We start from the raw sequence: 12,551 nt of genomic DNA, 5'->3' as shown, positions 1-12,551 counted from the left end.
TCTTTTCCAACATTGATGATGAGATGTTATCAATTTGATCAAATATAAATGATCCGAAACGCCGCCATATATGGCTATAATTGTTTCAGGCTGGGTAAGCTCACCCCCCCATGGAGGAACTGAAATTGACTGTAACTTCTCTTGAAAATCAAAACAAGTCCCCGTTCCAGTTTACCTTTCGATGGGCGGGGAGGAAGCCCTGGATATCATTATTGCTCCTGGGGGGATACTTAACCTTAACACCCCTACCCGCCCTAGCACAACAACAACGCTACGGGGTCTATGTGTCAGGGGATAACCCCTTACTCCTGGAAATAGTCCAACAGGTACAACCAGGAGCCATAATTAAAAGATATGGCGATCGCATTGTAATTGATGCTGGCATTTATTTCAATCAGACCCAAGCCCAACAACTGGTATCCAGTCTCAGACAATGGGGAATTCAAGCCCAAATTACCGATTTCCGAAATACTCCCGAATTTCAGAACTCCATAAATGTCAGCCCCCTGGTAGTCCCCCCCCAGCGACGGTTAACCGCACCCATTCAAACCAATATTAGACCAAATCTTATTCGCCCCACCACTGACCTAGGACTTTATCAAGTTTACGTCAGACCTGGGGCAGCATCCCTAGACCAAGTGCGACAGGTATCTCCCAATGCACAAATTGTTCAATATCAGGGTGTCCCCGTAATTCAAGCCGGTAGTTTTGTCAACCTGTCCAACGCTGAACAACTGCTGAGTCAACTAATTCTCAGACGCATTCGAGGAGAAGTCATAGCCTCTCGCACACAATTGGAAATGTTACTCGGTTTACCTATTCATACCCCAACTCCTCTTCCTGCAGCGTCAGGTATTAACCTGGGACTAAGTGATACTGATGGCTATTTTGTATTAATTCCCACACCCGCCGCCGAACTGTCTAGGACTGCTGAAAATGCCATAGCTTTAGGTGTACCTCAAAATAGCATTATCATTCGCGACCACTTCGCTGACCCCTTGGTAGCCGTTGGACCTTTTGCCAATTTGGGACTCGCCCAAGAATGGGAAAATTATCTCACAGATTCGGGAATTGGCTCGGCTCAAATATATTTTGGCAGATAGTCCCTAAACCCTTAGCATGATTAATAATGGCAGGCACTCCTAATCGTTTCCAACTTATTCAACAGTTTGCTGTGACCGCTGCCCAAATGCAAGCCATAGAAACTCGCATTTTTGACGCGGGAATGCCTGTGGCAGCTTTAATGGAAAAGGTCGCCCTCAATATTACTCGCCACCTATTGTCGATTTTACACTCTGAGTATACCAGCACACCAGTAAACTTAATTGGGGTTTTGGTGGGACCGGGGCATAATGGGGGTGATGCGTTGGTGGTGGCGCGGGAATTATTATATCGCGGTTATCGCGTCCTGCTATATTCCCCCTTTAGCAAACACAAGCCACTCACCGCAGACCATTTTCGATATGCTGCTAGTTTGGGTATTGAAATTGTAGAGGCGATCGCACAATTAGCAGATTGTGATCTAATTATTGATGGGATGTTTGGCTTTGGCTTAGAACGTCCCATTCAGGGATACTTAGCACAAATAGTCGAAACTGTCAATAGCTGGTGGAATAAGCCCGTTTTTAGCATTGATATCCCATCAGGTATCCATACTGACACAGGATTAGTCCTGGGAACAGCTATTAGAGCAACCAAAACTTTCTGTTTGGGGTTATGGAAATTAGCCTTTTTGCGGGAAGAAGCCTTACCATGGTTGGGAACTTCCGAGTTAATTGATTTTGATATCCCTGTAACTGATATTCATGCTGTCCTGGGGGTGTCTCCCGACCTAAGGCGACTAACTCCGGAATTGGCGAGATCTCATTTACCTATCCCCCTCCCTCAGAATACCCATAAGTATAAACAGGGGCATTTATTAATTATTGCCGGATCGCGTCGTTATACCGGGGCGGCGCTATTATCAGGTCTGGGGGCGCGGGCTAGTGGAGTGGGAATGCTATCAATAGCTGTCCCAGAGTCGATCAAACCCTTATTGAGTTTTCCACTACCGGAAGCCTTGATTATTGGTTGTCCAGAAACGGATAACGGTGCGATCGCCTCTATTGCTGACCATATAAACTTGGATAGTTATGATGCGATCGCCTGTGGTCCCGGTTTAACCGCTGACAATGTATCCGTCATTCAGACAGTATTAAATAGCCATAGACCCCTAGTTTTAGACGCTGATGGCCTGAACCTGTTAGCCAAACTAGACCCCGTGACTACCCTATCTAACCGTCAGGCTGCAACCATTCTCACCCCCCACCGTCGAGAGTTTAAACGCCTGTTTCCCCAGTTAAATCATGAATCACATACCTCTATCGAGGGGAGTAGGGAAGCAGCCCGTTTAACTGGCGCTGTCGTCATTTTAAAGGGCGCAAGAACCTGTATTGCTACCGCTGAGTCAGTAATCATTAACCCAGAAAGTACCCCAGCCCTAGCCCGTGGAGGCAGTGGCGACGTTCTCACTGGCTTGTTAGGGGGGATACTCGCTATTCAGTCTCTACGGTCACAGCCCCCAGAATTAAGCGCCCAAGTCGCTGTTTGGTGGCACTCACTCGCTGGTATAGTGGCAGCAAGCGATCGCACTGAATTGGGAGTTGATGCTTTCACCTTAACTCAGTATCTCAATTTAAAGCAGTTGTTAAGCCATTTCCCCCAGTTTACTCCTAATGGCAATATACCCAGATACAACAACTAACAAGTTAATTCGGGTTTGCCCCCCTACTCCCTATCTTTCCCTGTCTCCATAGGGCTATATAATTAGTTCCTTAACTTAAACTTAGCCAAATACGGGATAACTAATCATGAAAATTATCATACAACAGAACACCGTCTTAAAACAGAAACCTGTGCAAGCCCATGAACTAACTTCCGCCGATAAAATTTCTATCTATTCTGGCAACCAATACGAAATTACCGACTATAAAGCAGCCGGATATGGACACTTAGAAATTAAATTTAGACCTCCCCATCCTGGACAACGGGAAACCTGGTATATATTCGCCCCTCACGTTCAAATTATAGATGATAAAATAGGCAGCATTAATCAGCCGGTAAACATTAATACTCCCGCAGATATTAACAGCCCAGCCAGCAGTCCCAAACCAGCATCTACTGTTTCCAGTAGTTGGAAATGGCCGATGCGCGGCACTAGCATGGGACCCAGAACTGAGTTTGGTTATGCGAGGGGAAGACTTCATGCTGGGGTTGATATTGGCGGATATACTCCTGATGAATGTTATGCTGCTAGTAATGGGGTGGTGGAGTATGTAAAAAATAATACCAGCGGCGCAGATGGTCGGTCTATTCATATTCGCCGCCCTGATGGTTGGGAACACCGATATTTGCATTTACGGTCAATTAGAGTCAAGGTAAATGATAACGTTTCCCAAGGACAATTAATCGGTATTAGAGGCGGTTCTGGTTTTGGGTACGAAGGACGAGAAATTGATGGCGGCGGCTATTCTATCCATCTCCATTTTGAAATTCGCCGACCTGACGGAACTCCGGTAGACCCCCGCCTATTTCTTCCTAATGATGGTAGTGTCCCTATTGTCGGATGATCTACAAAGTGGCGGCACGCGATCGCTTCCGATATATCAAGCCCGCCTCTACAAGATAATTGATAATTGATTCCCCCTCCCTCTGAAGCGCGTGGGTTGAACAGCAGCTATGCGGTTTGACACAACTTCCTTCCACTAGCTGCGCCCCCATAGCCATTATCCCCAGCCTGCACTGAGGCGCTAATTAACAAAAATTCTTATTTGGTGGGTGCGATATACAAGCTTAATCGAGAGTTATCAATTGTAAAAAGATTGTAAAATCTAGAAAATCGTGTAATTCACGGCTGTATAATTGATAGTTATTTCTAATAAAGCTGAAAAAAATGAGAAAAGAGTCGGAGAAGAGAGACAGTCTTTGGCAGTCAGCTTCTCAAAGCCCCAAGAAAAAGGCTTCTGGGAATATGCCAGTCAAGGTGGCAGTAGTTTTAGGTCTTTGTTTATCTACGGTGGCGGCGATCGCGGTGTGGCAGCGAGAACGAGAAACCCTAGCGATCGAGTTGCGGGAAAGTACAGAGAATTTGAGAAGCGCCCTACAAGAGCAAATTGATGGCAACTCAGATTTAACTGGGGGTAATTTCTCAGCCGGAGAACTGCTGAAGGCGACTTTACCGGGACAAGTGCTAGAGAATCTCAATATTTACCTATACCAAGAGAGTGTAGATGGTGAATTTGAACCCCTGGCATTTTACGAATTTAACGCCCATACTCTGATTGTGGATCGCCTGGACCCACCGAAACTGTCTGGGAGGGGATGGCTTTGTCCAGAATTTAGCGTTCCTTCGAGTTCTTCGACAGGTCAAGCCTTTCGGCAACTCAGACAAACTCAGACGACGGGGAAACCTTGCCAGCGGACGCTATCGGTGGGCGATCGCCAATGGTTTCTCTTATTATTGCCAACCTCGGCATATCTAGCCCCTTACAAATATTGGCAAAGCTGGGGAATATTCCTGGGCGGTTCAATTTTAACCAGTTTGCTGGCTACCTATTTGCTAGTGTCGGGGCGCTATACCAAACAGGTAGAGGAATTAGTAGAAGAACGGACGATTAAAGCGCAACAATTGCAAAAAGCCCTAGAAGAATTACAGGAAACTCAAGGGATGCTGGTTCACAGCGAAAAAATGTCTAGCCTGGGTCAAATGGTAGCAGGTATCGCCCACGAAATCAACAATCCCGTCAACTTTATTTCGGGGAATATTTCCTGCACGAAAGAATACGTGCAAGATTTGTTGAAGCTGATTGAAGTTTATCAAAGTCATTATCCAAATCCCGACCCAGATATTGAGGAATTTAGTTCAGAAATCGATTTAGATTTCTTGGCTGAGGATTTGCCCAAGATTTTAAATTCGATGCAAGTGGGAGTAAATAGAATCTCTCAAATAGTTCTTTCTATGCGAAATTTTTCTCGTTTAGATCGGGCGGAAATGCAGGCGGTAAATTTGCACGAAGGCATTGATAGTACCTTGTTAATTTTAAACAATCGCTTGACGGCAAAAGCGGGTATTTATGGGATTAAACTTATTAAAACATACGGGGAATTGCCTTTAGTAGAATGCAATGCAGGTCAACTGAATCAGGTGTTTATGAATATCGTTGCTAACGCCATAGATGCCATAGAAAGCTACGATAAACAACGCTCCCAGGAAGAGAAAAAAGCCAATCCCAGTTGGATTGCTATTCAGACATCTGTGGGTAATGCTTCTGACATTCGGGGCGGTTATGATTATGTGACGGTGACAATTGCGGATAATGGACCGGGGATTCCCGCCGATATTCAAAAGAAAATTTTTGACCCATTTTTTACGACCAAACCTGTGGGCAAAGGCACCGGTTTGGGAATGTCTATTGCCTACAAAATTGTGGTAGAAGGACATGGTGGCACGATTCGGTGTCGGTCGTCAGTAGGTCAGGGAACTGAGTTTACAATCAACCTTCCTATCCGACAAATATCTACCAACCAAAAACCCAATTTAATGGAGATATGTGTAGCTTAAAATACAGGAAAAAATTAACTGTAAAAAATCACAAAAAAACGAGGATTACAGTATGAATTTTAGTGGATTAATTTCCACTAAACACAATCGACAATTAGCAGGAATTAAAATAAGTAATGAAATACTGTAATTGTAAATCAAAAATACCCAACCTGTATTTTGGCGATCGCGTCCAATTTGCCAAATGTCGAAATGAGTCGGCTAAAATAGTAGCTGTGGGCGGCATCTGCCTGTCGGTGTTAGCAAGTATAGTCGCATGGCAGTGGGATACCGAAAAACTCCAAAATTTTATCCACGAAGATTCGGATAATCTCAAGAGAGCTTTAGAAGAAACTATCGATGATAAAAATGTTATAAGTAGCGCGATAGATGAGCTGAAAACTAGAGAAATTTTGAACGCAACTTTGCCAGGTCAAACCTTGGATAAATTCAATATTTACCTCTACACAACTTCCTTAGATGGCGAAATTCGTCCCTTGGTATTTTATGAACCTAAAACTCACACTTATGTCGATGTTTCCCAACACCAACCGAAGCTGGCGGGGAGAGGATGGCTTTGTCCAGAGTTCAGTCCGATTTCGACTTCTTCGGGTGGCAAAGCTTTCGGAAAACTGAGGCGAACCCATCTGCTGGCAAAACCTTGTACGCGGGAAGTGAAAATTGGGACCGATACCTACTTCTCATTATTACTCCTGCCAACATCAGACTACTTCGCCGCTCACAAATATTGGCGAACTTGGTCGGTGCTTGGTGGCGGTTTAGTTTTAACCAGTATCTTGACCAGCTATTTGCTGGCCTTACAGCGCTATACAAATCGAGTGGAGGCGCAAGTAGAAGAGCGCACTGGGGAACTCCAAGAAAGCAACGAACGACTGCAACAGACCAACTCGCAACTGCAACAAACTCTCAAAGAGATTCGCTTGCTCAACGAAATGAACGATGGCCTACTGGCTTGCTACACCCTGGAACAAGCTTACGCGATTATTTCTTTATATATGGAACAGTTATTCCCCGATTTCCCGGGGGGGATATTTGCCATTAGCGAATCGAAAAACTTTCTCGAAGAGATGTCGAGTTGGGGGGAGGGAAGTTCCATCCAGAAACTTTTCTGCCCCCATGACTGCATGGCGCTACGGATGGGTCAGCCATCAGTGCTGGGAAGCGATCGCTGCGGGGCACTTTGTAAAAATGTGAATCGCCCCCATCCCTCACAGCATTGCTGCATCCCGATGGCGGCCCAGGGAGAAACTATTGGTTTGCTACATTTGAGTTCCCCAGAAGGAGCGAAATTAACTCAGTCCAAGCAAGAGTTGGGAACTACTGTTGCCAAACAGGTAGCGCTATCCCTAGCCAATTTGAAGCTGCGAGAGAGCTTGCAACATCAAAGCATTCGGGATCCCCTGACTAATTTGTTTAATCGACGCTATATGGAAACTTGCTTAGAAAGGGAGTTGCGTCGCGCCCAACTGGGCGGCCTGCCTTTGGGTATTTTAATGCTGGATTTAGATCGTTTTAAGCAATTTAACGATACTTTCGGTCACGATGCGGGCGATACGGTACTTAGGGAGATTGGCTTGTTTTTGCAAAAACAGATTCGGGGGTCAGATATTGCCTGTCGTTATGGAGGCGAGGAGATTACTTTGATTCTGCCGGACACACCTTTGGATGTCTGTCGTTCTCGCGCCGAACAAATTCGAGAGGGGGTGAAGCATCTCAACATTCAGCATCGCGGCCAGTCTTTGGGGGTTGTGAGTTTCTCTATCGGAGTGGCGACTTTCCCGGAACACGGCCTGACGGGAGAGGCTGTCGTGGAAGCTGCCGATGCCGCTTTGTATAGGGCAAAACGCGAAGGTCGCGATCGCGTAATTTGCGCTTCCATTAACGCGATCGCCAATACCTCTTAGATAGGTAATAAGCACTGGAAAACGCATCTACTGAAAACCAAATCAGATGATCGTCAAAAGGAAAACTGAAAATGAAAAAACCAACTATCGCTCTCATCGGCAACCCCAACTGCGGGAAAACTACAGTCTTCAATAACCTGACAGGTTCTCACCAGACGACTGGGAACTGGCCGGGGGTGACTGTCGATCGCAAAGAAGGTTACTACAGCTACAACGGTCAAAAAATAGCGGTTATCGACCTGCCGGGGGTTTATTCCCTTGATGCCGAAGACTCGGAAACTAGCCTCGACGAAAAGATAGCGCGGGATTATCTGCTCGCCGTGCGGGATTTAATCGTTAACGTTATCGATGCTTCTAACTTAGAACGGAATTTGTATCTAACTACCCAACTGATAGAGATGGGATTGCCCGTGATCGCCCTCCTGAATATGATGGATTTAGCAGAAAGCGGGGGCTTGCAGATAAATCCCGAGCTGCTGTCGGAGCGTTTGGGATGTCCGGTATTGCAGGCAGTGGCGGCGGCGGGTGTGGGAACGACCGAGCTGCGCTCTGCGATCGCTATCGCTCTCGAACGTCCGCCAGTGCCTAAATGTTATGTAATTTACCCGGCAGTGGTCGAAGAGGCGATCGCTCGATTAATGTCCGGGGTGATCGAATACTATGGCGATACCCATGTCGCTCCCCGTTGGACGGCAGTTAAACTCCTCGAATATAGAGACGATGCCACCCCTTATGGGGCGGGTTCCGCTCTGCGCGCCACCACACCAGCCCATTTTATTAACCCGCGGCTAACCGCCCTCGAAAAACGAGTGGTCACAGAGCGGCGAAAAATCCACCAAACTTTGGGGGAAGATATCGATATCATTATTGCCGACAGTCGCTACAGTTTTGTCCGGCAACTGCTTTTGGGTGTGGCACAAACCAATAGTAAGGCAGGAGCGAACATTTCTGACCAAATCGATTTAGTTGTCTTGAACCGCTGGCTAGGGATTCCGATTTTTCTGACAGTGATGTATCTAGCCTTCCTATTTACCATCAATATTGGCGGCGCGTTCATCGATTTCTTCGATATCGCCGCCGGCACGATTTTTGTTGACGGTTTCGGGGTATTGCTGGAAAATCTGGGTTGGCCGGGATGGGCGATCGCTTTGCTGGCAGATGGTGCTGGGGGCGGCATCCAAACCGTTACCACCTTTATCCCGGTTATCGGATTTATGTTTTTGTTCCTGTCGTTTTTGGAAGACTCCGGTTATATGGCGCGGGCAGCCTTCGTCATGGATAGGTTAATGCGGTTCGTGGGGCTGCCGGGAAAATCTTTCGTGCCGATGTTATTGGGTTTTGGCTGCAACGTGCCCGCCATTATGGCAACCCGGACTTTAGAAAATCCTCGCGATCGCATCATGACAATCATCATGAACCCGTTTATGTCTTGTGGGGCGCGACTGCCGGTTTACGCTCTCTTTGCTGCTGCCTTTTTTCCCGTAGCCGGCCAGAACATGGTATTTGGTTTGTATTTGATCGGCATCGCGGCGGCAATATTTAGCGGTTTGGTCTTGAAAAACACCTTGCTGCGAGGAAAGTCGGGATATTTAATTATGGAACTGCCCCCCTATCACATTCCCCAATTTAATTCTGTGTTGTTGCGAACCTGGGACCGGCTGAAAGCGTTTTTGTTGAGGGCGGGAAAAGCGATCGTTTTAATGGTAATGGTGTTGGGTTTGTTAAATTCCCTCGGCACCGACGGTTCTTTCGGCAACCAGGATAGCGAAGAGTCGGTATTGAGCGCCACTGCCAAAGCGATCGCCCCCGCCTTCGCGCCGATGGGCATTCGGCAGGAAAACTGGCCGGCTACCGTCGGTATCTTTACGGGTATTTTTGCCAAAGAAGTGATGGTCGGCACTCTGGATAATATCTACAGTCAAATAGCTCAGGAAAAATCCATTCCCGCTTCCGTCTACAGTCCTTTTGAAATCGGGTTCGACTTCTGGGGAGGTATCCGTAACGCCTTCGCCACTATCCCCGGAAATTTGGCGGAAGTACCGGGCGCGTTGTTAGACCCCCTCGGACTGAATATCAGTTCTGTACAGGTCTATGACCAACCGGCATCAGAACAGCCAGTGGCGATCGGCACTTTTGGGGAGATGGTGAGGCAGTTTGACGGTAAAGCGGGGGCTTTTGCTTATTTGCTGTTTGTCTTACTCTACTTTCCTTGCGTTTCTGCCACCGCAGCCGTTTACCGAGAGACCAATTTGGGTTGGACTCTATTCGCCGCCGGGTGGACTACCGGTTTGGCTTATTGGGTGGCGGTGATGTTCTATCAAATCGCGACTTTTGCGCGACATCCCCTTGCTTCTACGTTGTGGATCGGATTTTTGGCTATGGTGATGGCGGGTGTTATTTCGGTGATGAAGGCAAGTGGAAAAAAACACCGAAAAAGTTCGGGAGCATCTGGAAGTTAAGTGCCAGCCCCCAGAAAGCAAAAAACAAGTAGCCTCAAGCGAAAGCAACAGAGTAGAGGATCGGTGGACAAAATGCCTTTTGACAGACCCTTTCAAGTGCGAACTGAAGAATCAGCGCAGCTTCATCCCGCAGAGTGTCAACATAGCACAACCCGTTTTTAACCCATGTTGATTCTCGCTTCCAGAAAATCTACTAAAATTAGGCGGTGGGGTTCGCCGATCGCTTTCAACATTCCCGCTTGCTTAGAATAGGCTTGTCCGGCTATAATATCCGCGCGGGTTACCAGTTCCATATCCCACCCCTCCCCTAAAATCAGTTGCTCAAGACCTACTTCTAAGGGTCCGTGAAATACATGGCGCACTACCTCTTCTGTCGCATAAGTGCCAAACTCATATAGGGAGGTCGGGACATAGCCAATTTCTTCGAGTAATTCCCTTTTCATGGTTTCTAGGGGGGTTTCCATTGGTTCTATATGACCGCCAAACATCCCCCAAACCCCAGGATAAACTATGGTGGGGATATCGTCCCTTAGCTGTAGGAGAATTTTGTCAGACTGGTACAAAATGGCGATCGCTACTTCTCGAGTAGATTTGTTCATAATCCGGCCCCCATGGCTTCTATGGTGTTTGGAGATTTTAGCCACTAGGCGGTCAAAGTACCAGTTAAGTCCCGGTGATACCAAGCTGTGAAGGCGGTTCAGTAGCGTCATTTCCATTCCCGGAGTGATTGCAAACTCCCCCTTTTCCAGACCTCGCACAATAGCCTCGGCGACATCTTCTGGTTTCCAAATTCCAGCCGTCGCGGTTATCTGTTGCGTTTCTGGCGGTTTAGTCAAGTTTTCTGTCCTCAGTTGTGGCGTATCTGTGTCGGGTGGGTATACTACCGCTATCTTTATCCCCAATGGCTTTAATTCGCCCCGTAAAGCCTCGGCTAACCCCCGTAAGGCAAATTTACTAGGAGAGTAGGCGGCATAGCCATACAGCCCGATTAAACCCGCCCCGGAGGAGATCAGAACTACTGTCCCTTTCCCCCGTTTCACCATCAGCGGAACTATTGCCTTTACTGAGTATAGCGCCCCAAAATAGTTCACTGACATTGTTTGTTCAAAGACTGTTATCGGTATTTCTAGGAAATAACCAGGATAAGCTATGCCCGCTGATGTCACCAATATATCCGGTGTACCTAGCCGATCGCATGAGTTCATCATAGCAGCTTCTATCTCCAGGCGATCGCTCACGTCCGCCGCCAAGGTTAACACCTCTCGCTCAGGGCACAACTTCTCTAGTTCCCTCGCCGCCTTTTCTAATTTTTCACCATCACGCGCAATTAGGGTAATATTCGCCCCTGTCTGAATCAGCAGTTTCGCTATCTCTAAGCCTATCCCACTAGAACCACCCGTGATTATCCCATGTTCTGCTTTCATCTTGAATCTATCCACAGAGGCGATCGCCAATTGACAACTCTCGGCAACTCATGGTAATATATAAGTATAAAGTTTACAATTGAAACCTATGCTTTTTTACAATTATAGTCAATATTTCCATTATCACATAGACTATCACGGGCGCGACCGAAAAGCAACCCCTCCCCCCAAAAAAAGGGATTTTTTTGACAAAACTTAACAAAACTTAACACAATGAGATTGATGGAAGGTGCGTCAGTCAGTCAGTGGCTGGGTGTTGATGTGGTGGTGTCCGAATGACACACCCTACCCTCTGGTTGGGGAATTTTTGGGGTTATAGGCGATCGCCTGACACACCCTACCCTCTGAAGCATTGAAGGTGCGTCAGTCAGTCAGTGGCTGGGTGTTGATGTGGTGGTGTCCGAATGACACACCCTACCCTCTGGTTGGGGAATTTTTGGGGTTATAGGCGATCGCCTGACACACCCTACCCTCTGAAGCATTGAAGGTGCGTCAGTCAGTCAGTGGCTGGGTGTTGATGTGGTGGTGTCCGAATGACACACCCTACCCTCTGGTTGGGGAATTTTTGGGGTTATAGGCGATCGCCAATTGACAAGTCTCGGCAACTCATGGTAATATATAAGTATAAAGTTTATAATTGAAATTCATGCTTTTTTGAAATTATAGTCAATATCTCCATTATGATATAGACTATCACGGACGCGACCGAAAAGCAACCCCTCCCCCCAAAAAAAGGGATTTTTTTGACAAAACTTAACAAAACTTAACACAATGAGATTGATGGAAGGTGCGTCAGTCAGTGGCTGGGTGTTGATGTGGTGGTGTCCGAATGACACACCCTACCCTCTGGTTGGGGAATTTTTGGGGTTATAGGCGATCGCCTGACACACCCTACCCTCTGAAGCATTGAAGGTGCGTCAGTCAGTCAGTGGCTGGGTGTTGATGTGGTGGTGTCCGAATGACACACCCTACCCTCTGGTTGGGGAATTTTTGGGGTTATAGGCGATCGCCTGACACACCCTACCCTCTGAAGCATTGAAGGTGCGTCAGTCAGTCAGTGGCTGGGTGTTGATGTGGTGGTGTCCGAATGACACACCCTACCCTCTGGTTGGGGAATTTTTGGGGTTATAGGCGATCGCCTGACACACCCTACCCTCTGAAGCAT

The 12,551-nt window shown here is 47.1% G+C and carries 7 protein-coding genes; 6 read left to right on the top strand and 1 reads right to left on the bottom strand.

Going from position 1 to position 12,551, the window contains the following annotated elements; translation table 11 throughout:
• The first annotated feature begins 125 nt into the window (after positions 1 to 125).
• The 6 genes from HFV01_RS11390 to feoB all read left to right on the top strand — a co-directional run bounded on the left by HFV01_RS11390 (position 126) and on the right by feoB (position 9,962).
• The gene (locus HFV01_RS11390; protein ID WP_231296372.1) at positions 126 to 1,103 is read left to right on the top strand and encodes a hypothetical protein; all 978 of its coding nucleotides are present in this window, start codon (positions 126 to 128) and stop codon (positions 1,101 to 1,103) included.
• Positions 1,104 to 1,129: 26 nt separating this feature from the next.
• A complete protein-coding gene (locus tag HFV01_RS11385; protein WP_193521099.1) occupies positions 1,130 to 2,743 on the top strand; it encodes an NAD(P)H-hydrate dehydratase in 1,614 nt (537 codons plus the stop codon).
• A gap of 106 nt (positions 2,744 to 2,849) precedes the next feature.
• Positions 2,850 to 3,608, top strand: a complete 759-nt coding sequence (locus HFV01_RS11380) for a M23 family metallopeptidase (RefSeq protein WP_006625266.1) — start codon at positions 2,850 to 2,852, stop codon at positions 3,606 to 3,608.
• A gap of 323 nt (positions 3,609 to 3,931) precedes the next feature.
• Positions 3,932 to 5,599 (top strand): ATP-binding protein, encoded by a 1,668-nt coding sequence (locus HFV01_RS11375; RefSeq protein ID WP_006625265.1) that lies wholly within the window; start codon positions 3,932 to 3,934, stop codon positions 5,597 to 5,599.
• Between the two features lie 116 nt (positions 5,600 to 5,715).
• The gene (locus tag HFV01_RS11370) at positions 5,716 to 7,503 is read left to right on the top strand and encodes a sensor domain-containing diguanylate cyclase (RefSeq protein WP_006625264.1); all 1,788 of its coding nucleotides are present in this window, start codon (positions 5,716 to 5,718) and stop codon (positions 7,501 to 7,503) included.
• A gap of 71 nt (positions 7,504 to 7,574) precedes the next feature.
• On the top strand, positions 7,575 to 9,962 hold the full coding sequence (gene feoB / locus HFV01_RS11365) for a Fe(2+) transporter permease subunit FeoB (protein ID WP_006670393.1): 2,388 nt from the start codon (positions 7,575 to 7,577) through the stop codon (positions 9,960 to 9,962).
• 158 nt (positions 9,963 to 10,120) lie between these two features.
• On the opposite strand, the gene HFV01_RS11360 is transcribed toward feoB, so the two are convergent.
• Positions 10,121 to 11,416 carry an SDR family NAD(P)-dependent oxidoreductase gene (locus HFV01_RS11360; RefSeq protein WP_318286242.1) on the bottom strand — a complete coding sequence of 432 codons (1,296 nt, stop codon included), beginning with the start codon at positions 11,414 to 11,416 and terminating at the stop codon, positions 10,121 to 10,123.
• Positions 11,417 to 12,551 lie beyond the last annotated feature (1,135 nt).

The sequence above is a fragment of the Limnospira fusiformis SAG 85.79 genome, assembly GCF_012516315.1.
In the GTDB taxonomy this organism is placed as follows: Bacteria; Cyanobacteriota; Cyanobacteriia; order Cyanobacteriales; family Microcoleaceae; genus Limnospira; species Limnospira fusiformis.
This window is presented reverse-complemented; position numbering and strand designations above follow the sequence as displayed.